A 21,159-nucleotide genomic window follows, 5' to 3' on the forward strand; every position below is an offset into this window, starting at 1 on the left:
GCAACGGCGCGGAGCCACGACCCGGGGTCCGGGTCGTGGCTCCGTCGACAGGGCCGCGGGCGGGTCAGCCACCCCCGGACGGTGACGGCGTGGCGGGCGGGTTGCCGCCGGACGGATTGCCCTGCTGGGCCTGTTGGAAGGCGTTGATCGCGTCGTCCAGTGCCTTCAGCGCCCGGCCGTACCGCTCGAAGTCACCGGACGCCTGCGCGGCCTTGACCTCGACGATCGCCGCCTGGACCCGCTGGGCGGCGACGGTCAGGTCGCCGCTGGGCGGCGGGCTGCTCGCCCCGGGCGAGGCCGAGGGCGAGGGCGAGGCCGACGGGGGCGGGGTGGGCGGGGTGCCGCCGCTCGACGGTGGCGGGGTGCTCCCCTGCCCGACCCGCTTGCCCTGTTCGACGAGCTGCTTGATGCCGTCGGTGACGTTGTTGGCCAGCACCACGTACGAGCCGCCGTCGCCGTACGACAGGAGCACCTTCTGCAACAGCGGGTACGCGTCCTGCTGGTTGCTCTTGACGTAGACCGGCTCGACGTAGAGCATCCCGTCGGCGAACGGCAGCGAGAGCAGGTTGCCGTACTGCACCTGCGCCTGGTTGGAGGAGAGCAGGTTCAGCTCGGTCCGGATGGTGGCGTTGTTGGTCATCTGCTGGTGCACCTGTACCGGGCCGGAGATCCGGGTCTGGTCGGGCAGCTCCAGCACCTCCAGCTTCGGCTGCCCGTCGACGTACGACCCGGAGATCAGCGCGGCGAGGTTCTGCCGCCCGTTCGGAGTCACCGCCGAGGTGAGCTGGAACCGCGGCGCGTCCTGGTTGGGGAACTGGGTGAACAGGTAGTACGGCGGCTGCTTCTGCCCGCTGTCCGGCGCGTCCGGCACGTTGGGCACCTGCCAGAAGTCCTGGCCGGAGTAGAAGTCGCCGGGGTTGGTGACGTGGAACTTGGTGAGCAGGTTGCGCTGCACCTTGAACATGTCGGCCGGGTAGCGGAAGTGCGCGGCCAGGTCGGCCGGAATGGCGCTCTTGGGCAGCACCAGGTCGCCGCCGAACGCCTTGTTCCATGCCTTGAGCACCGGGTCGCCGTCGTCGAACTCGTACAGCCGGACGGTGCCGTCGTACGCGTCGACGGTGGCCTTCACCGAGTTGCGCATGTAGTTGACGTTCTCCCGGGCGAGCTGGAACGTGCCCCGGTTGGTCAGCTCGTCGGTGGTCTCCTGCTGGAGGTTGATCCGTTCGGCGTACGGGTAGGTCGCCGCCGTGGTGTAGCCGTCGATGATCCACTGGATCTTGCCGCCCACCACCGCCGGGTACGGGTCGCCGTCCAGGGTGAGGAACGGGGCGACCTTCTCCACCCGGTCCCGGGGGTTACGCACGTAGAGCAGCTTGGAGTTGTCGTTGACCGCCTCGGAGAGCAGGAAGTTCGTCTCCTGCTCCTTGATGGAGTAGAGCAGCCGCCGGGTGAACGAGCCGATCTCGACGCCGCCCTCACCGGTGTAGGTGTAGTACTGCTCGCCGCCGGTGGTCGGGGTGGGCCGGTCGAACTCCACGTCCTTGTCCGCGCTGGTCTGGCCGACGATGGCGTAGTCGTCGGGCTGCATCCGCTCGCCGTAGTAGATCCGCGGCTGGCTGGCCGGGATCTGCTCGGCCTGCGAGGAGCAGGCCTCCTGCGCCTTCTCGCCGAGGAAGCCGGAGACGAAGTACGGCTGCCCGCCGCAGACCACCTGGTTGGCCGGGGCCGCGACCAGGCCGTAGCCGTGGGTGTAGACGGTGTGCCGGTTGATCCAGTTGTTCTGCTGGTCGGTCAGCTCGCCGTAGTTGATCTCGCGGACCCCGACCACGTAGTCGGAGGTCTTGTTCTCCACCGAGTACCGGTCGATGTCCAGCTTGGGGCCGAAGTCGTAGAACCCGCGGACCTGCTGGAGCTGGGTGTACGTCTCGGATACCAGCTGCGGGTCGAGCAGCCGGACGTTCGGCACCACCGAGGTGTCGGTGGCCAGGCTGGCCGGTGGCACCAGGTTGCTGGCCGCGTATCCCTTGGTCTGCACCTCGGATATGTCGAACGCGGCGCGGGTGGCGTCGATGCTGCGCTGGATGTACGGCGCCTCCTTGTCCCGGGCGCTCGGCTTGACCTCGAAGGTCTGCACCGCCCAGGGGTAGATGCCGCCGATCGCCACGGCCGAGACCCCGAGCAGGGCCAGCGAGATGCCCGGCCAGACCAGGTTCCGCATCACCGCGTTGGAGAACACGATGATGGCGATCGCCACCACCACCGAGATGTACGCCAGGATCTCCTTCGCCGGCAGCAGCGCGTTGACGTCGGCGTAGCCCGCCCCGTACAGCTTGGCGCCCTCGTTGTACTCCAGCAGCATGGCCCGCCGGTCCAGCACGTACGCGACCGCCTTGAGCAGGACGAAGACCGCGACCAGCGTGCTCAGGTGGGCCCGGGCGGCCCCGGTCATCCGGTCGCCGACGCCCTGTAGGCGCACCCCGCCGAAGACGTAGTGCACGGCCAGCGCGCCGATCAGAGCCAGCACCACCGCCGTGAAGCCGACCCCGAGCAGGTAGCGCCAGAACGGCAACTGGAAGACGTAGAAGCCGACGTCGATGCCGAACTCCGGGTCCTTGACGCCGAAGTCACCGCCGTTGCGGAACAGCAGCCACTGGGTCCAGCGGCCCTGGGCGGAGAGCCCGGCGAACAGGCCGAGCACCACGGCGGTCAGGCTGATCCAGGTGCCGATCCGGGGCGCGATCAGCACCCGGTAGCGTTCCAGGGTGGCCTGCTCCAGCGAGTGCGGGCGCAGCTTCGGCCGCAACCGGTACGCCAGCCAGAGGTTGCCGCCCACGAAGGCGGCCAGGCCCAGCCCGACGGTGAGGAAGAGCAGCAACCGGGTCAGCAGCACGCCGGTGAAGACCTGGGTGTAGCGGACCTCGTCGAACCAGAGCCAGTCGGTCCACGCCTGCACCCCCCAGCCGAGCAGGGTGAACAAGAGGAACACCCCGACCAGGACCCCGATGGTGACGCGTCCGCGCCGACTCATCCTCGGCAGGGGGCTGCTACGCATGACCACTGTTTGGCTCCGCACGCTCGATGTGATCGGCTCCGGACAGGCACCCAGAGTACGGGGTGTTCCTGAAGGTGTCGGGTCAGGTCGCGCCCGGTCGGTCCGGCGTGCCCGCTCTCAGCAGCGGGTCGGCTCGCCACCGGCGCGCAGCGTGTCCAACGCGGTCAATGCGTCGTCCAGCGAGGCGACCCTGAGCATGGGGAGTCCGGGCTGGGGATTGCGGACCGCCTCGGCGCAGTTGTCGGCGGGGACCAGGAACGCCTTGGCGCCGGCCTTCTTCGCGCCGACCAGCTTCTGGGCGATGCCGCCGATCGGGCCGACCTGACCCTCGTCGTCGATGGTGCCGGTGCCGGCGATGATCTTCCCGCCGGTGAGATCCTCCGGCTTGATCTTGTCGATGATGCCGAGGGCGAACATCAGCCCGGCGCTCGGACCACCGATGTCCTTCAGGTCGATCTTCAGGGTGAACGGGTGCGGCTGCCGCTGGTCCGGGACCACCCCGATCCGGGGACGGCCGTCGGCCTCCCGGCTGGTCACGGTGGCGGTCCCGGGGGTGCCGTCGCGGACGTACCCGATGGTCAGCCGGCTGCCGGCGGGCTTGCCCCGGACCAGCTCGACCAGCCGGGTCGCGGAGGTGACCTGCGCGCCGTCGACGGTGGTGACCACGTCACCGGCCTTCAGCGCGCCGGCCGCCGGCCCGTCGGCGGCCACCTCCTTCGCCACCACCTCGACCGGGTAGCCGAGCTTGACCAGCGCGGCGGTCTCGGCGCTGCTCTGCGAGTTCTGGAAGTCCTCGGCGTTGCGCTTCTCGACCTCCTCCTGCGACTCCCCCGGCGGATAGACCAGCTCCCGAGGCACCACGGCCTCGTCCTTCGACAGCCAGCCGGCGATCGCGGCGCGCAGCTTCACCGTCGGCTGCACCCCGACCGTGGTCATCCGGAGCTGACCGGCGGAGGTGGACGTCTCCCGGCCGCTGACCTGGATCACCTCCCGGCCGTCGGAGGTGCCGAGGGTGTTCACCGTCGGCCCCGGGCCGAGCACCACGTACGGGATGGGTGCGCCGAGCACGCCGATGCTCAGCAGGGTGGTGAGCACAGCACCGAGGAGGACGGTCACGCCACGACGTCGCATGCGGCAGAGCGTACCGACCGGTGGCGGCGGGGTCGGCACGCTGCGGAGGACTTCGCCCTCAGCGCAACGCCAGTGGCGGCTACCAGGGGCGCGGCGCGCGTACCGTAGACGTCGTGCCTGATATTCCGTTCGGTTTCGCGCTCCCGGGTGGGCAACCACCAGACCCCAACGATCCCGCGCAGATGCAGCAGTTCATGTCGCAGTTGCAGCACCTGCTCTCCGCGCCGGGCAGCGGGCCGGTCAACTGGGACCTGGCCCGCCAGGTGGCCGCCAGCCAGCTCGCCGCCACGGGTGACCCGATGGCCTCGCCGTACGAGCGGCACGCCGTGGAGGAGGCGCTGCGCCTGGCCGACCTCTGGCTGGAGCCGGCGTCGGCCTGGCCGACCGGCATCCGTACCTCCCTGGCGTGGAACCGCAACGAGTGGATCTTCAAGACGCTGGACGTCTGGCGCAAGCTCTGCGACCCGGTCGCCAGCCGGATGGTCGGCGCGATGGGCGACCTCGTCCCGCCGGAGGCCCGCGCCCAGCTCGGCCCGATGCAGTCGATGGTCACCACCCTGGGTGGGGCACTCTTCGGCGGCCAGCTCGGCCAGGCCCTCGGCCAGCTCGCCGCCGAGGTGCTGTCCGCCGGTGACATCGGCCTGCCGCTCGGCCCGGCCGGCACCGCCGCGCTGATCCCGGCCAACATCCGGGTGTACGGCGAGGGCCTGGAGCTGCCCGAGGACGAGGTACGCCTCTACGTGGCCCTGCGCGAGGCGGCCCACCAGCGGCTCTTCGAGCACGTCCCGTGGCTGCGCGGGCACGTGCTGACCGCGGTCGAGAACTACGCGTCCGGCATCCGGGTCAACCGGGAGGCGATCGAGGAGGCGATGGGCCGGGTCGACCCGACCGACCCGGAGTCGATGCAGGCGATCGCCCTGGAGGGGATCTTCACCCCGGAGGACACCCCGGCGCAGAAGGCGTCCCTGGCCCGGTTGGAGACGGCCCTGGCGCTGGTCGAGGGCTGGGTCTGCCACGTGGTCGACAGCGCCGCCGCCGACCGGCTGCCCAACGTGGTCCGGCTCGGTGAGGCGTTCCGTCGCCGTCGGGCGGCCGGCGGGCCGGCCGAACAGACCTTCGCCGCCCTGGTCGGCCTGGAGCTGCGCCCGCGCCGGCTGCGGGAGGCGTCGGCGCTGTGGGCGGCGCTGACCGAGCACCGGGGTATCGCCGGCCGGGACGCGGTCTGGGGTCACCCCGACCTGCTCCCCTCGGACGCCGACTTCGCCGACCCGGTGGCGTTCGCGACCACCTCGGCGGACCTCGACGACGAGCTGGCCACCTTCGACTTCACCGCCCCCGGCGGTCCCGAGGAGCAGGCGCCGGGCAGCCGGCCCCGTCCCGACGACACCGACGGCGACACCGACCGGCCCTGACCGGTCCCGACCACCACCGCGAAGCCGGCCGGACCGCCCGCACCCGGGCAGGTCCGGCCGGCTTTCCGACAGGTCCGGCAGGCCGGGCCGTCTCCGGCCGGCTTTCACAGGTCCGGTAGGCCGGCCGTCTCCGGCCGGCGTCCGGGCAGGTCCGGCCGGCTTTCCGACAGGTCCGGCAGGCCGGGCCGTCTCCGGGCATGCCCGGTGGCTGCGGCGGGAGGTCAGGCGTGGCGACCGGAGAGCAGGGTCCGGGTGGTGTCCCAACCCTCGACGGCCGGATCCAGGGCGGCCAGGTCGGCAGGTCCGCGCAACCGGTGCCAGCCGGGCGTGACCGCCACGTCGGCCGGGGCGGGGGCCGCACGACGCAGGTCCGCCGGCCCGGCCGCGTCCAGGTCCAGTGCCGGCAGCCATCCGGGTACGGGCAACCGGGACGCCACACCGAGCAGCCCGGGGCCACCGCCCTCCACCGGGGCGACGGCGACGGGTCTACTGGTCAGCGGCCGGAGCAGCTTGCCGAGGACGAGCCCCGGAAGGTCGGGGGCGTCCGCGGCCAGCACGGCGGCCTGGTCGTACCCGTCGAGGGCGGCCAGCACCGCGGTCACGGTCGGCTCGGGCACCTCGTACACGGTGGTGCCGGGCCAGCGCACCGCGTCGGCGAGCCAGCGGTCGGCCGGTGTCGCCGCGACCGCGGTCTCCACCTCGGCGAGGGTGGCGAGCAGGTCCACCACGTCCTCGGCCAGCGCGGTACGCCACTGCACCGGGTCGACCCCGGGTGGCGACCAGACCACCGGGCCGAGCAACGCCACCACCACCCGTCGGACCATTCCCCGACCCTAGTGGGCGCGGTACCGCGACTCGACCCCCGCCGCCCGCCGGTGCGCATCGGCCGGCTGCGCCCGTGGGCGCCGAGCGCGTGGGCCGCCGAAGCGCGTGAACCGTCTGAGCGCGTAGGCCGTCGGAGCGCGTAGGCCGTCGGAGCCAGTGGGCCGCCAGAGCGCGTGAACCGCCGGAGCGCGTGAACCGCCGGAGCCCGTGGGCCGCCAGAGCGCGTGAACCGCCGGAGCCCGTGGGCCGTCGACAGTCGGTGGGGACGCCGGACGGTTCCGACTGCCGGCGACCGGGCGGGTCGGTCAACCGGCGACCGGGACGGCGGAGGCGGCGGCGACCCCCTCCAGGTAGCCCCGGGCCCGCTCGGTCTTGGCGTACCGGCCGACCAGCGCCCAGAAGCGGGCGTTGTGGCTCGGCACGATGAGGTGCGCCAACTCGTGCAGCAGCACGTAGTCGAGCACCCAGTCGGGCATGTCCTGGAGCCGGTGCGAGATCCGGATGGTCCGGTCGGCGGGGGTGCAGGAACCCCAGCGGCCGTTCTGGTTGGTCACCCAGCGGACGCTGGCCGGCAGCGCGTCGCCACCCTGGTCGGACAGGTACAGGCCGATCAGCCGGAGCGCCCGGTCGAGCAGCTCGGTGTCGTTGCGGGTCAACCGGCCCTCGCGGGCGGCGAGCCGGGCCAGCATCCGGTCGACCCACTCGCTCTCCTCGGCCCGGGAGAACTGGTCCGGGATGAGGACCACGACCCGCTCGCCGTCCCGGTAGGCGGACACCGTGCGTCGCCGGCGCTGACTGCGCCGTACCTCGACGACCGGCTTCCGCGCCGCCACCATCAGTGGGCCGCGCAGCCGTGGTTTCCTGCCACGAGGGAAAGCTAATGCGTACTGACCAGGGGTCCGCAAGAGTCAACACCCCGACTCGCGCCCGGAAAATGGTGTTTGGTGGTGAGGAGTCCGAAAAAAACTGGTGATGACCATGAGCTTCGGCGGTCGTCACCCTTCGTGGCGGGGGTCACCGCGTCCACCGGGCGTGATCTCCACGGTGGGTGAGCGGCCCGGACAGGGCCGCCGCACCTCGTCCGGGTGACCCCGAGCAGGGTTCCACACGGCGTGTCCCCGGCAAACTCACTTATCCCGCCTATTTCGGGATGCACACTCTCGACGTCGACTTGCTCACAGTGTCGATGTACAGCTGACATGGAACCGCCCAGAGCTGGGTAGGGTCCGCCAACCGGCGGTCACGTGGGTGACCGCGGAGAAGGACCCGACGCCGGCGCCCCGCGTGGCCCGCCGTCGGGAGAACCGTCGGGCCGACGTGTCCGGCGGACGAGACGAGGAGGCTACCGTGGCCGACCAGGCCCAGACGTACAACGGTTACTGCGTCAAGTGCAAGGAGAAGCGGGACTTCGAGGGACACGTGGAGGTCTCGAAGACCGGGATGAACATGGCCAAGGGCAAGTGTCCGGTGTGCGGCACAACAGTGAACCGCATCCTGGGCAAGGCCAAGGTCTGACCCGTTCGGGATGCGATGCGGGAGGGGCGGCCGGCGAGGCCGCCCCTCCCGCGCGTGCGGCCCGGTGCCACCGGAGCACCGCCGGGCGTCGGCCCGCCCGCGCCGACCTGCCCGTGGGTGAGCACGGCAGCCATGTCAGCTAGGCGACATCACTGCCGGTAAGCTGTGGATAACTCGCTGAATCCTGTGGACAACGCTGGATCTGGCGTTGTGCACCTGTGGACAACGATCGACGGACCGCAGGGATTCGGTCACGATTCGTCGTCATGAGCCCGCCCCGCCCCGCACCCTCCCGGTCGACGCTGCTCCGCCCGGCCCTGTTGCCGGGGCTGACCCGGCTCTGGCGTGACCGGCACACCCTGCAGCTGGGGCTGACCCCGGGCCGGGCCGTGCTGCTGGAGGTTACCGGCACGGGCATCACCCGGCTGCTCGACCTGCTCGACGGCACCCGTAGCGAACGTGTCGTGCTGGCGGACGCGGCAGCCGCCCGAGTCGACCCCGCCCAGGCGCGCGGGCTGATCGACACCCTGCACGCCGCCGGGCTCGTCGTACCGGCGCACACCCTGCTTCCCCGCGACCTCACCGGCCCGGACCGGACCCGGCTCGCCGCGGAGGCCGGGGCGCTCGCCCTGACCGCCCCGACCGCCCTGCCCGGCACCCCGGCCCAGGTGCTCCGCCGACGACGCGGCGCCCGGGTGGTGGTGGCCGGCGCGGGCCGACTCGGTGCGCCCGTCGCCGTGGCGCTGGCCCAGGCCGGCGTCGGTCACGTGGCGACCGAGCTGACCGGCCCGGTCCACCCCGGTGACCTGGTGGGGACGGGGCTGGCCGCGACCGAGGTGGGGCGGCCGCTGGCCGCCGCGATCCGGGCCGCCGTGGAGAGGGTCGCCCCCGGCACCCGGACCGGTCCGGTCAACCGACGTCGGGCCGACCTGGTGGTGCAGGTCGGCGCGGACCGGCCGGCGGGCCTGCTCGCCAGCGGGTACGCCCGGCGTCGCCAACCGCACCTGCTGCTCACCCTCCGGGAAGGGGTGCCGGTGGTCGGCCCGCTGGTCCGACCGCCGGTCGGCCCCTGCCTGAACTGTCTGGACCTGCACCGCACCGAGCGGGATCCGGGCTGGCCCGGTCTGGCCGCCCAGCTCGCCACCGGCCCGGCCGACCAGTCCTGCGGCACGGCCACCCAGCTCACCGCCGTCGGTTACGCGGTCGCCGAGGCGCTGGCGCAGCTCGACGGCGGCACCCCGGAGACGGTGGGTTGTGCCGTGGAGATCGGGCCGGCCGGCCGGTTCCGCCGCCGGGCCTGGAGCCCGCACCCCCGGTGTTCCTGCGCCGACCCCGGCCGCCACCGGTGACCCCGGCCGGGGGCGGAAGGGGGGATGCGGCCACCAGCCCGGCCGCCGAGCAGCAACGGGAGCCCGAAGTCGGTAACAATGGCCGGGTGACCGACATCCCGCGCCGCGCCGTGTCCCGGACCGCCAAGCTCGCCGCTCTGCCGCTCGGCTTCGCCGGTCGGACCGTCCTCGGAATGGGAAAGCGCGTCACCGGCATGGCCTCCGACGTCATCTCCGCCGAGATCCAACAACGCACCGCCGAGCAGCTCTTCAGCGTGCTCGGGCAGCTCAAGGGCGGGGCGATGAAGTTCGGCCAGGCGCTGTCGGTGTTCGAGGCGGCCCTGCCGGACGAGATCGCCGCGCCCTACCGGCAGGCCCTGACGAAACTCCAGGAGGCCGCCCCGCCGCTGCCGGTGGCCAGCGTGCACAAGGTGCTCGCGGAGCAGCTCGGGCCGGACTGGCGGGACCGGTTCGTGGAGTTCGACGACACCCCCGCCGCGGCCGCCAGCATCGGGCAGGTGCACCGGGCGGTGTGGCGCGACCCGGAGACCGGGGCTTCCCGGACCGCCGCCGTCAAGATCCAGTACCCGGGGGCCGGGGACGCCCTGCTCGCCGACCTCAAGCAGCTCTCCCGGCTGGGCGGGATGTTCCGGGCCATCCAACCGGGCCTGGACGTCAAGCCGCTGCTGGCCGAGCTACGGGAGCGGATCACCGAGGAGCTGGACTACGAGCTGGAGGCCGAGTCGCAGCGCGCCTTCGCCGCCGCGTACACCGACGACCCGGAGATCTTCATCCCGGCGGTGCTCTCCTCGTCGCCCCGGGTGCTGGTCACCGAGTGGATCGAGGGGACACCGCTGGCGGACGTCATCCGGGAGGGCACCGACGAGCAGCGCAACACCGCCGGCCGGTTGATGGCGACCCTGCACCTGTCCGCCCCGGCACGGGCCGGCCTGCTGCACGCCGATCCGCACCCGGGGAACTTCCGGTTGCTGCCGGACGGTCGGCTCGGCGTCATCGACTTCGGGGCGGTGGCCCGGATGCCCGAGGGCACCCCGGAACCGATCGGTCGACTGCTCGGCTTGTCGTTGCGCGGTGACGCCGACGCGGTCGTCGCCGGGCTGCGCGAGGAGGGCTTCGTCAAGCCGACCGAGTCGATCGACGCGACGGCGCTGCTGGACTACATCCGACCCATGCTGGACCCGGTGGCACAGGAGGAGTTCCGGTTCACCCGGGCCTGGCTCCGGGCCGAGGCGACCCGGCTGGCCAGCCCGAAGTCGCCCGCCTTCCAGCTCAGCCGGCAGCTCAACCTGCCACCGTCCTACCTGCTCATCCACCGGGTGACGCTGGGCTCGATCGGGGTGCTCTGCCAGTTGGAGGCCAAGGCGCCGTACCGGGGCATCCTGGAACGGTGGCTGCCCGGCTTCGCGCCGGTGGCCTGACCAAAACACGAGGGGGGCGGTGACCGGAATCCGGTCACCGCCCCCGTCTGTCGGTGGTGGTCTAGAGAACGCCCAGGTCGCGAGCCGACTGGCTGCGGCTCTCCATCGCGACGTCGCGGGCGGAGCGGTGCGCCTCAGTGCTCGTGGTGGTACGACCGGCCTGAGGCCGGCGCATTCGAGCCCGGGACAACGCTTCGTGGAGTAGTTGCATCTCGGTCACGTTCGGCAGGTGCAGCATCAACGTCAACTTTCTCGGGGCCGACCGATCGTCGGCGGACGGGTGGAACGGATCGGGTAGGTGTCAGGCTGCCAACCGGACCGCGCTACGCGAGGTGGCCACACCACTGGCCGCCAGTCGCGCCTCGGCCTCGACCTGAAGGGCGGCGTCGCGGGCGAGGTCCTCCTTGCGCGGACGGCCACGGGGCCGCTTGCGCGGGACGACCGCGCCACGCTCGAAGATCTCGCCGCCCCAGACGCCCCAGGGCTCGGCCCGCTCGACCGCCCCGGCCAGGCACTCGACGCGCAGCGGGCAGTCCCCGCAGAGCGACTTGGCCAGCTCCAGGTCGGTGGGCGAGTCCGAGAACCACAGGTCGGGGTCGAACTTCCGGCAGGGCAGGTTCGCCTCCAGCTCGACGCTCACATCGAGGGGGGCCAACGCCAGACTCATCTCCCGGTCACCTCTCTCTCACTTCGATCTCATGGATCGCATTCCGACGTACTTCGACGGGCAAAAAACTGAGGCCGCGGATCCCGGTGAGCGGGTTCCGCGGCCTCGAGGTGAGCCGGTGGTCTGAAGATCAGACCGGTCTCCCTCGAGGTGGAACGCCGCGGACATCCATGCGCTTGTTGTCGACATCGATGCCCAGACCCGTGAAGCCACTGGTCCCCTGGACTCCCGCAGTGGGCGCAACAGTCAGGTTCAGCTCGGCCTGAACCGAGACCTGGTGCACCTGCGGGACCGACGGTCGCGGAGCGGCCGGGGCCACCCGAACAGCCGACAGCGGAGCGTGGGCAGCTGGCATCGCCGCCGGACGCTCATAGGTGAAGATCTCCACGGGTGCCACCTCCCTCACGTTCCTTGTGCCGACTGGGACCTACCCCGTGAGCAGCCGAAACGGCGCTGCTCCCGAGGTGCGTTCTGAGGCTATTCCTCGCCCCGGGGCGAGAGCAAACGAATTTACGACGAGATTTTGGAAGTTTTCTCCGGGCCGACGTCGTCCACCGCGGCGCCGGCCACCAGGGCCAGCACCGCGTCGCCGTACAGGCCGAGTTTGCGGGGGCCGATCCCGGCGATCGCGATCAGCTCCTCCATCCGTCCCGGACGCCGTTCGGCCAGCGCGACCAGGGTGGCGTCGGTGAACACCACGTACGCCGGCACCCGCTGCGTCCCGGCCACCCGGGCCCGCCAGTCGCAGAGCCGCTCGTACAGGTTCTCGTCGATGTCGGAGGGGCAGCTCGGGCAGCGCCCCAGTTTGCGGTCCGCCCCGGCGAGCAGGGTCGCTCCGCAGACCCGGCAGGACACCACCTGGCTACGGCGGCGCTCCACCGCCCGTTTCACCCCGGCCGCACCCCCCGTCCGGGCCGCGCCGGCCCGTTCGCCGCCACCGGTGCGGTCCAGCTGGGGCAGGAACCGCGACGGGCGACGGGACCGGCCACCCGGCGAGCGGGCCGAGGCGTACGACAACCAGAGCCACTGCCGGGCCCGGGTGATCCCGACGTAGAGCAGCCGCCGTTCCTCCTCCACCTGCTCCGGGGTACGGGCGTACGAGGTGGGCAGGGTGCCCTCGGCCAGGCCGACCAGGAACACGGCGTCCCACTCCAGCCCCTTGGCCGCGTGCAGGGAGGCCAGGGTCACCCCGTCCACGGTCGGCACGTGCTGCTGGGCGGCCCGCCGGGCCAGCTCGTCGTTGAAGTCCGCCAGGGTCGCGGGGCGTTCCACCGCCGCCGCCTCGCCGATCGGCAGCACCTCGGGGGTGGCCGCGTACTCCTCGGCGAGCTGGACCAGCGCGGCGAGCGCCTCCCAGCGCTCCCGGGCCGCGCCACCGGGCGGGGGCGCGTCGGGCGCCCAGCCGATGGCCGTCAGCGCCTCCCGGGCCGCGACCGGCACCGGGGTCTCGCCCGGGATCGACCGGGTGGCGGCCCGCAACGCCACCATCGCCTGGCGCACCTCGGCCCGCTCGAAGAACCGCTCCGCCCCCTGCACCACGTACGGCACGCCGACCTCGGTCAGCGCCTTCTCGTACGCCTCGGACTGGGCGTTGGTCCGGAACAGCACGGCGATCTCCCGCGCCGGGGTGCCCGCCTCGACCAGGGTCCGGCAGCGGGCCGCCACCGCGTTCGCCTCGGCCGGCTCGTCGGTGAAGATCCGCAGCTCCGGTTCGGGGCCGGGCGGGCGCTGACCGTGCAGCTCCAGCCGCAGCCGCGCCTCGGTGCCCCGGGCCTGGCCGATCACCGCGTTGGCCAGCCCGACCACCTGCGGGGTGGACCGGTAGTCGCGGACCAGCCGGACCACGGTGGCGTCCCGGTGCCGGCGCGGGAAGTCGATCAGGTACGCCGAGGTGGCCCCGGTGAACGAGTAGATGGTCTGGCTCGCGTCACCGACCACGGTCACGTCGTCCCGGCCCCCCAGCCAGACGTCGAGCAGCCGCTGCTGGAGCGGGTTGACGTCCTGGTACTCGTCGACGACGAAGTGCCGGTACTGGCCCCGCACCTGCTCGGCCACGTCCCGGTGCTCCTCGATGCCCCAGACCGCGGCCCGCAGCAGGTCCTCGAAGTCGATCACCCCGGAGGACCGTTTCAGCCGTTCGTACGCGGTGAAGACCTCGGCCACCCGGGCCGGGTCGTGGGGCGTCTCGCGCAGCGCCCTGGCCGCGGCGACCGGGTACTCCCCCGGCTCGACCAGTGACGACTTGGCCCACTCGATCTCGCCGGCCAGGTCCCGGGCGGCGGCCCGGTCGGTCCGCAGGCCCACCTTGGCGGCCGCCAGGGTGACCATCCGGACCTTGCTGTCCAGCAGCTCCGGCATAGCCCGCCCGGACAGCAGCCGGGGGGCGAAGTAGCGCACCTGGCGCAGGGCCGCGGCGTGGAACGTCCGCGCCTGCACCCCCGGCACCCCGATCAGGGCCAGCCGGTTGCGCATCTCGGCGGCGGCCCGCGCGGTGAAGGTGACCGCCAGCACGTGCCGGCCGACGATCTCGCCGGTCAGCACCCGGTGGGCGATCCGGGAGGTCACCGCGCGGGTCTTGCCGGTGCCGGCGCCGGCCAGCACGCAGACCGGACCGGCCGGCGCGGTGACCGCCGACCGTTGTTCCGGATCCAGCCCGCTGAGCACCGCCTCCACGCCCGAGTGAACCCCCACGGCCAGGAATCATCTCAGCTCCGGCTGATGTTGTAGCGGTTAGCCTGGCCTGACCGGGCCGGTGCGGCGACCCCTGGAGGACCGACGATGTTGACCATGTATTCCACCCCGTGGTGCGGCTACTGCCACCGGCTGAGGTCGCAGCTGGACCGGGAAGGCATCGGGTACGAGGTCGTCGACATCGAGCAGGACCCGCAGGCGGCGGACTTCGTGATGAGCGTCAACGGCGGCAACCAGACCGTCCCGACACTGCGCTTCGCCGACGGCAGCGCGCTGACCAACCCGTCCATCGTGCAGGTCAAGCAGCACCTGGCCGCGCTCACCGGCTGAGCCGGACGCCCACCGCGCGGGCGGGACGACCCACCGGTCGGGCCGCCCGCGCGGCGTCGGGGTCACCGGCCGGGGATCCGGTCGACCGCGGGGTCGGACAGCGGCCGGCGGGGGGCCGGGACGTGGACCGCCGGGGTGGGCGGGACGGCGGTCGCCGGGGTCGGCGGGACGGCCGTCGGCGGGACGGCCGTCGGCGGGACGGGCGGGACGGCCGTCGGCGGGGTCAGCCGACGGCCGTGCCAGAGCCAGAGACCGGCGAGTGTGGTGACCACCCCGACGAGGACGAAGAGCAGCCGGTAGTCGATCGCACCGACGAGCAGCGCCCCGGTGCCGATGGAGACCGCCTGCGGGCCGCTGACCAGCGCCTCGGAGGCCGCGGTGACCCGGCCGAGCAGCCCCGGCGGGGTACGCCGCTGGACCAGCGTGCTCAGCCCGACCATGGTCAACGGCAGGGACAGCCCGGCCAGCAGCAGCGCCAGCACGCCGAGCCGCAGATCCGGCCAGGCCAGGGCCAGGGCGGCCGGGCCGAAGAGGGTCACCCCGGCGGCGAGCGCCCCCAGCTCACCCACCCGGCGGACGACCGTCGGCGAGAGCAGACCGCCGGCCAGGCCGCCGACCCCCTGCACGGTGATCAGCACCCCGACGAAGGCGGCGTCGCGGTCCAGCCCCTGGTCGACGTACGCGAAGATCAGCGATTCGGTGAAGCCCATCACGAGCGAGCCCAGCCCGTACCCGAGCAGTGCCCGGCGCAGGGCCGCCTCGCGGGTCAGGTGGCGCAGCCCGGCGGCCAGTTCGGCGGGCCAGCGCAGGGTGGCGGTGGCGGGCGGGTGCTCGGTCACCCGGAGCAGGCCCACCACGGCGGCGGCGACCACGAACCCGGTCATCGCCAGGCTGGTCAGCAGCCACCCGCCGACCGCCGCGTACAGGGCCGCGCCGGCCAGCGGACCACCGAGCCGCAGTCCCTGCCGCACGGTCTGCAACGCCCCGTTCGCGTCGGCCAGCAGCTCGCTCGGCACGAGCTGGCGGAGCAGCCCGCTCAGGGTCGCGTGCAGCGTCAGGTAGGACAACCCGTAGCAGGCCGCCACCAGGTAGACGATCCAGACGTCATTCCGGTCCCGGACCACGAACAGCGGACTGAGCAGCAGCGCCGTGCCGAGATTGGCGACCACGAAGAACGGCCGGCGACGGTAGCGGTCGACGACCCAGCCGACCAGCGGGGCCAGGACCATCGGCGCGATGATCGCGAAGATGGTCGCGCCGGCCAGCCCGTCGGAGCCGGTCAGATCCTTGACCCAGATGGCGAGGGCGAGCAGCAGCATCGACTCGGCCGCCATGCTGGCCAGCAGCGCGACGAAGAGCAGACGGAAGTCGGGGCGGCGCAGGACGGTGCGCATGGGGTTCCCTCCGGCGGGAGTGGCGCCCGGGTGGGGCGCGTACGGGGGAACTGCCGCCAGGTGGGAAGGCATCGTTCCCGGGGTTCGGCGGGCAGGTTCCACAGTCCTCTTTTTGTCGCAAGACACGCCCTCGTCGGGACCTCCGACTCCGGTCGCGCCGTCCATACTGACCGTGGGGGGCGAATTTCATACAGTTACCGTCGCGTCCTGCGACGGTCGACGGAATCGAGGACATCGTGCCTCCTGCCGTACCGAGCCCGATCCTGCGGCGACGCAGGCTCGGCAATGAACTACGCCGCCTGCGCGAGGCGGCGGAACTCACCGGCGACCAGGTGATCGAGCGGATCGGCTGGGCATCGGCGTCGAAGCTCTCCCGCCTGGAGAACGGCCGCAGCCGACCCGACCCGGAGGACGTCGGCATCCTGCTCGACCTCTACGGCACCGACGCCGCGCTGCGCGACGAGCTGCTCGTCATCACCGAGGAGGCCGGCGACATGCGCGCCTGGCGCAGGTCGTATCCGGTGATGACCCAGCAGCAGCTGGGCTGGACCGAGCTGGAGGCGGGCTGCGCCCAGATCCGGGAGTACAACCCGGTGCTGGTGCCGGGGTTGTTGCAGACCGAGGGGTACGCCCGGCTGCGGATCGTCTCGGCCAACGCCGCCGCCACGGAGTCGGCCGGGCCGTCCGCCGGGCACGACCCGGAGGCCGAGGTCAAGGCCCGCCGGGCCCGGCAGTCCCTGCTGGACCGCGCGGACGGCCCGGAGTACACCGCGGTGCTGGAGGAGGCCGCGCTGGGTCGGCGGGCCTGCCCGCCGGACGTGCTGCGGGACCAGCTCGCGCACCTCTGCGAGCTGGCCATCCTGCCGAACGTGACGCTGCACCTGCTGCTCCGGGACACCCGGATCGGCGAGTTCTACCTGCCGCCGACGGCGTTCTCGCTCTACCGGTTCGCCGACGCGCAGGATCCGGAGACGCTGGCGATCGAAGGAGGCTTCATCGACGTCATGTCGACCGAGGCAACCACGGTAAATCGATATAAAGTGGCATTTGAGTGGTTGTGCTCGGCGGCGCTCTCCGCATCGGACACCCTTACCTGGCTCTTCACGGCGACGGGACGGCTGACCGAGACGGCGACCTCGTCCACAGCGGCCCCGGGTCCGACAGCAGCGCCGGCCCAGCGCCGCCGACAGACCGGACGTCTGACGGAACGGTGACACCCACCTGCCGTCAGCGCCGGGCGACCGCCGCTCGTTTCGTCGAAGCAGTTCCAGCAACCAGGAGCAGAGTCATGAACGAGATCCAGGAGACCGTGCCCGCCGACGCCCGCTGGCACAAGAGCACCCGCAGCCAGACCTCCAACTGCGTCGAGGTCGCCCAGCTGCGCACCGCGACGGCGGCGGTGGCGCTGCGGGACAGCAAGGACCCCGGTGGCCCGATCCTGCTGTTCCCCCGGGCCGACTGGCTCGGCTTCATCGCGGGCACCAAGAACGGACAGTTCGCGCTGGACTGATCCGGTGACCGGGTGGGCCGTCGGCGGAACCGCCGGCGGCCCCACGTCGCGCGGGTCAGGCCGGACCGGAGCGCACCCCCCGGTCGGGCCGGGTCAGCAGTGACCGTCGAGCCAGCGGTGGATCAGGAACAGCGCGATCGACGACGGCGGCGGCAGGACCAACTGGTCACCGTCGCCCGCGTCCACCGCCCGTCCGGCCAGCACCGCGCCGATCTCCCGCCGGGTGAACCAGCGGGCGTACGCGATCTCCGTCGGATCCACCCGCACCGGCTCGCCCGGGTCCGCCTCGGCCAGGTACCCCAGCATCAGCGAACCGGGGAACGGCCATGCCTGGCTGCCCGCGTACCGGATCCGCCCGACCCCGACGCCGACCTCCTCGCGGACCTCACGCAGCACGGCCGCCTCCGCCGACTCCCCCGGCTCGACGTAGCCGGCGAGGCAGGAGAAACGCCGCCGTCCCGGGGTGTGCGGCCAGGTGGCGTTGTTGCCCAGCAGGCAGCGACCCTCCGGACCGTCCACCCCGTCGTGCACCAGGACGATCATCGCCGGGTCGGTACGGGGCCAGGCCCGGCGGCCGTCCGCGTCCACCCGCGACCAACCGCCCTCGTCCACCTCGGTCCGCTGCCCGGTCCGTGGTGACCAGCCGTGCCCCAGATGCCAGTTGACCAGGGCGAGCGCGGTGGTGAAGATCCCGGCGTCCCGGTCACCGAGCAGGTGGCCGATCTCCCGCAGGTGCGCGGCCCGGGTGTCCGGCAGGTCGGGCAGCGGGGCGTCCACCGCGAACACCGGCACCCCGTCGGGCTCCACCCCGAGAAAGAGCGGGTACGGCTCCCCCGGTGAGCCGACCTGCCCCGGTGAGCCGACCTGCCCGGCCTCGCGGAACACCAGCACCGGAGGGTGCACGTCGGCCCGGACGAGCGCCCGGCCCTCCCTGGTCGAGTCCAGCACCAGCACCCGGGCCCGCTGCCAGGCCTGCGCCAACCACTGCGGATCGGTACGCCGGTGCGCGGCCCGGTCCAGCGTGGAGCGGGCCAACGGCGGGGCGGTCTCACCGCTCACGCCGACTCCGTACGGACCGGGGTGAGGGCGGCCAACGGACCGGCGATCCGCTCGGCGTCCCCGAGCACCACCACGACCGCCCGCGCCGGGGCGAGGTACCGGGCCGCCACCTCGGCGACGTCGTCCACGGTGACCTTCGCCAGTCGGGCCGCGTGCTCGGCGATGAAGTCCAACCGCAACCCGTTGCCGGCGTACGCGCTGGTCAACGCGGCCAGCCCAGCCTGGGTGGAGATGCCGAGCTGGAGGGTGCCCAGGGCGTACTGGCGGGCCTGCTCCAGTTCCTCGGCACCCGGCGGCAGCGACGCCAGCCGACCCAGCTCGTACGTCGTCTCCAGCAGCGCCGGACCGGTCGCCTCGGTGGCCACCTCGGCCCCGGCGACCAGCACCGACCCCGCCACCGAGTGCTCGACCGACGAGTGCGGGCCGTAGGTGTAGCCCTTGTCCTCCCGGATGTTCTCCGTCCAGCGGGACGAGAAGTAGCCCCCGAAGATCAGGTTCGCCAGTTGCAGCGCGGCGTGGTCCGGATGGGTACGCGGTACCGCCGGCAACGCGATCCGCAGCGACGACTGCACCGAACCGGGCCGGTCCACCAGCAGCAGCGGCCCGGGTTCCAGCGGTGGCGCGGGCGGCAGGTCGACCCCCCGGCTGTCCCCGGTCCAGCCGGCCAGGGCCTTCTCCGCGGCGTCCAACGCGCGCTCCGGCTGGATGTCGCCGACCAGCACCAGCACCGCCTCGGCCGGGTGCACCCGGTCGGCGTGCAGCCGACGCAGCGCCGCCGGACGGACCGCACGGACCTGCTCCGGCTCCGGCGTCTGCACCGCGTACGGGTGCCGGCCGTAGATCCGCCGGAGCAACGCGGTACGGACCACCTGGGCGGGCTGGCTCTGCGCGACCTGGATCCGGTCCACCAGCCGGTCCCGTTCGGTCTGCACCCAGTCGGCCGGGTAGGTGGCCCCGGTCAGCACGTCGGCCAGGATCTCCAGCATCCGGTCCAGCCCGGTGACCAGCCCCGCGCCGGAGACCATCAACCGGTCCGGATCGACCCCGGCGGAGAGCCCACCGCCGACCTTCTGCAACTCGGCGGCGATCCGGGTGGCGGTGAGGGTGGCGGTGCCGGCGAGCATCGTCTCGGCGAGTATCGCGCCCCGGGCCAGGTGGGTCCGGCCGAACGGCAGCCACAGCCGCAGCTCGACCAGGGGCACCGCGGGGCGGCGTACCGCGATCACGGTCAGCCCGTTGCCGAGCCGCCGCTCGGCCTGCCTGGGCAGCTTGAGCCGCCGGGTCGGACCGAGCGCCGGCAGCGCCCGGACATTAGGGGTCAACGCACTCATCGGGCACCTCCGGGGATGATCTCGATGGAGGCGCGGCGGTCCGGGCGCAGCGTGGCGGCGGCGGCGCGGACCTGTGCCTCGGTGACCTCGCCGACCAGCCGGGGAAGCTCGTTGAGCAGGCCCGGCTCGCCACGTTGCTGTTCCAGCACCGCCATCCGTAGCGCCCGGCCGAGCACCGCGTCGGTGTCCCGCAGCAGGTGGGTGGCCATCCGTGCCTGGGTGCGGGCCAGTTCGCCGTCGGTCAGCCCGTCGGTGGCCAGCCGGTCCAGTTCCTCGTCGACCGTGCGCAGCACCTTGTCCACGTCGCCGCCGGGCGGCAGGTGCGCCTGGAACAGCAGCGCGGTGGGGTCGCGGACGTCGAACGGGTCACCCATGAAGCCGAGGTAGCCGCCGAGGCCGGTGACGCTGCGGTCCCGCTGGACCAGCCGCTCGACCAGCCGGGACGCCTCCCCGTCGGTGAGCACCTCGGCGAGGACCGCGTAGGAGAGGTAGCCGGTGAAGTCGCCGACCGGATCGGGCACCCGCCACGCCGAGGCCACCGCCGGCAGCGGCGCCAACCGGTCGGTGTACGAGGTGCGCCGCTCCGCGGTCAGGTCGGGCTCGGTGAAGTCGGGGCGCTCCGGGGCGGGCCGGGCCGGCACGTCACCGAAGTGCCGTTCGACCAGGGCGGTCGCCTCCGCGACGTCGACGTCCCCGCTGACCGCGAGCACGGCGTTGCCGCTGGCGTAGTAGCGGCGGAAGAAGTCGGCGGCGTCGGCGACGGTGGCGGACTCCAGGTCGTCGAAGGAGCCGTAGCCGTCGTGCGCGTTGGGGAAGGTGTCGAACATCACCGGCGGCAGGGTCAGCCAGGGGAACCCGCCGTACGGCCGGTTCAGCACGTTGACCCGGATCTCCTCCTTGACCACGTCGACCTGGTTGCGCAGGTTCTCCTCGGTCAACCGGGGGCCGCGCATCCGGTCGGCCTCCAGGAACAGCGCCCGCTCCAGGGCGTTGGCGGGCAGCGTCTCGTAGTAGTCGGTGTAGTCCAGGTGGGTCGAGCCGTTGAAGGTGCCGCCGGCACCCTGCACGTACCGGAAGTGGGCCAGTTTCTCCAGGTTCTCCGAGCCCTGGAACATCAGGTGCTCGAAGAGGTGGGCGAAGCCGGTGCGGCCCTGCGGCTCGGAGCGGATACCGACGTCGTAGACGACCGCCACGCCGATCACCGGGGCGCTGCGGTCCGGGGTGAGGACCACCCGCAGGCCGTTGTCGAGGGTGAACCGCTCGACCGGGTACTTCGTCGCTGGAATCTTCGCTCTCCGGGTCGGCACGTGGTCGACCCTAGCGTGTCGCCACCGGCGACACGGCCGTCCTCGGCCGCGCCGGGTGTCGGCGGGTGTGCGGCAATGAGTCCGAAAACCCCGCAAGAGGAGGGGTAAGCCGGCAATATTCGGGATCGCTCATCCCACGATGTGGACTATCCTTGACGCTGCCGGACC

The 21,159-nt window shown here is 72.7% G+C and carries 18 protein-coding genes; 7 read left to right on the forward strand and 11 right to left on the reverse strand.

Features of this window, described 5'->3' with window-relative positions:
• Positions 1–64: 64 nt before the first annotated feature.
• The gene (locus tag O7612_RS25370; RefSeq protein ID WP_282267964.1) at positions 65–3,052 is read right to left on the reverse strand and encodes a UPF0182 family protein; all 2,988 of its coding nucleotides are present in this window, start codon (positions 3,050–3,052) and stop codon (positions 65–67) included.
• 117 nt (positions 3,053–3,169) lie between these two features.
• Positions 3,170–4,183: a PDZ domain-containing protein gene (locus O7612_RS25375; RefSeq protein ID WP_282267965.1), complete on the reverse strand. Its 1,014-nt coding sequence runs from the start codon at positions 4,181–4,183 to the stop codon at positions 3,170–3,172.
• A 113-nt stretch (positions 4,184–4,296) separates the two neighbouring features.
• Between O7612_RS25375 and O7612_RS25380 the strand changes: the two genes are divergently transcribed.
• Positions 4,297–5,595 (forward strand): zinc-dependent metalloprotease, encoded by a 1,299-nt coding sequence (locus O7612_RS25380; RefSeq protein ID WP_282267967.1) that lies wholly within the window; start codon positions 4,297–4,299, stop codon positions 5,593–5,595.
• A 221-nt stretch (positions 5,596–5,816) separates the two neighbouring features.
• Here the strand turns inward: O7612_RS25380 and O7612_RS25385 are convergent, their stop codons facing one another.
• Entirely contained in the window at positions 5,817–6,419 is a 603-nt protein-coding gene (locus tag O7612_RS25385) for a hypothetical protein (protein WP_282267969.1), read from the reverse strand.
• Positions 6,420–6,725: 306 nt separating this feature from the next.
• Positions 6,726–7,256 (reverse strand): M48 family metallopeptidase, encoded by a 531-nt coding sequence (locus O7612_RS25390; protein WP_282267970.1) that lies wholly within the window; start codon positions 7,254–7,256, stop codon positions 6,726–6,728.
• 511 nt (positions 7,257–7,767) lie between these two features.
• On the opposite strand from O7612_RS25390, the gene O7612_RS25395 reads away from it, so the two are divergent.
• The 3 genes from O7612_RS25395 to O7612_RS25405 all read left to right on the forward strand — a co-directional run bounded on the left by O7612_RS25395 (position 7,768) and on the right by O7612_RS25405 (position 10,702).
• Positions 7,768–7,935 (forward strand): DUF5679 domain-containing protein, encoded by a 168-nt coding sequence (locus O7612_RS25395; RefSeq protein WP_007464795.1) that lies wholly within the window; start codon positions 7,768–7,770, stop codon positions 7,933–7,935.
• A 266-nt stretch (positions 7,936–8,201) separates the two neighbouring features.
• Positions 8,202–9,284 (forward strand): hypothetical protein, encoded by a 1,083-nt coding sequence (locus O7612_RS25400; protein WP_282267972.1) that lies wholly within the window; start codon positions 8,202–8,204, stop codon positions 9,282–9,284.
• 86 nt (positions 9,285–9,370) lie between these two features.
• Positions 9,371–10,702 (forward strand): AarF/ABC1/UbiB kinase family protein, encoded by a 1,332-nt coding sequence (locus O7612_RS25405; protein ID WP_282267975.1) that lies wholly within the window; start codon positions 9,371–9,373, stop codon positions 10,700–10,702.
• 301 nt (positions 10,703–11,003) lie between these two features.
• Here O7612_RS25405 and O7612_RS25410 read toward each other — a convergent pair whose 3' ends face one another.
• From O7612_RS25410 to O7612_RS25420, 3 genes are all read right to left on the reverse strand, one after another.
• Positions 11,004–11,369, reverse strand: a complete 366-nt coding sequence (locus tag O7612_RS25410) for a WhiB family transcriptional regulator (protein WP_282267977.1) — start codon at positions 11,367–11,369, stop codon at positions 11,004–11,006.
• Between the two features lie 130 nt (positions 11,370–11,499).
• Entirely contained in the window at positions 11,500–11,757 is a 258-nt protein-coding gene (locus O7612_RS25415) for a hypothetical protein (protein WP_282267979.1), read from the reverse strand.
• Positions 11,758–11,879: 122 nt separating this feature from the next.
• Complete coding sequence (locus O7612_RS25420; protein WP_282267981.1) at positions 11,880–14,060, reverse strand: ATP-dependent DNA helicase UvrD2; 2,181 nt, start codon at positions 14,058–14,060, stop codon at positions 11,880–11,882.
• An 87-nt stretch (positions 14,061–14,147) separates the two neighbouring features.
• Here O7612_RS25420 and O7612_RS25425 point away from each other — a divergent pair, with 87 nt between their 5' ends.
• On the forward strand, positions 14,148–14,390 hold the full coding sequence (locus O7612_RS25425; RefSeq protein ID WP_067308489.1) for a mycoredoxin: 243 nt from the start codon (positions 14,148–14,150) through the stop codon (positions 14,388–14,390).
• A gap of 62 nt (positions 14,391–14,452) precedes the next feature.
• Here the strand turns inward: O7612_RS25425 and O7612_RS25430 are convergent, their stop codons facing one another.
• On the reverse strand, positions 14,453–15,784 hold the full coding sequence (locus O7612_RS25430) for an MFS transporter (protein ID WP_282267985.1): 1,332 nt from the start codon (positions 15,782–15,784) through the stop codon (positions 14,453–14,455).
• Between the two features lie 236 nt (positions 15,785–16,020).
• On the opposite strand from O7612_RS25430, the gene O7612_RS25435 reads away from it, so the two are divergent.
• Positions 16,021–16,998 carry a helix-turn-helix transcriptional regulator gene (locus O7612_RS25435; protein ID WP_282267986.1) on the forward strand — a complete coding sequence of 326 codons (978 nt, stop codon included), beginning with the start codon at positions 16,021–16,023 and terminating at the stop codon, positions 16,996–16,998.
• A 74-nt stretch (positions 16,999–17,072) separates the two neighbouring features.
• On the forward strand, positions 17,073–17,294 hold the full coding sequence (locus tag O7612_RS25440; RefSeq protein WP_282267987.1) for a DUF397 domain-containing protein: 222 nt from the start codon (positions 17,073–17,075) through the stop codon (positions 17,292–17,294).
• Between the two features lie 93 nt (positions 17,295–17,387).
• Here the strand turns inward: O7612_RS25440 and nudC are convergent, their stop codons facing one another.
• Genes nudC through O7612_RS25455 form a run of 3 tightly spaced genes read right to left on the reverse strand, consistent with a single transcriptional unit; the run spans position 17,388 to position 20,991 of the window.
• Entirely contained in the window at positions 17,388–18,353 is a 966-nt protein-coding gene (gene nudC / locus O7612_RS25445) for an NAD(+) diphosphatase (protein ID WP_282267988.1), read from the reverse strand.
• Positions 18,350–19,684, reverse strand: a complete 1,335-nt coding sequence (locus tag O7612_RS25450) for a pitrilysin family protein (protein ID WP_282267989.1) — start codon at positions 19,682–19,684, stop codon at positions 18,350–18,352. Before O7612_RS25450 ends, nudC begins: the two co-directional genes overlap by 4 nt.
• Positions 19,681–20,991, reverse strand: a complete 1,311-nt coding sequence (locus O7612_RS25455; RefSeq protein WP_282267990.1) for a pitrilysin family protein — start codon at positions 20,989–20,991, stop codon at positions 19,681–19,683. Before O7612_RS25455 ends, O7612_RS25450 begins: the two co-directional genes overlap by 4 nt.
• Positions 20,992–21,159 lie beyond the last annotated feature (168 nt).

It is taken from the genome of Micromonospora sp. WMMD987 (assembly GCF_029581435.1).
Classification (GTDB): Bacteria; Actinomycetota; Actinomycetes; order Mycobacteriales; family Micromonosporaceae; genus Micromonospora; species Micromonospora rifamycinica.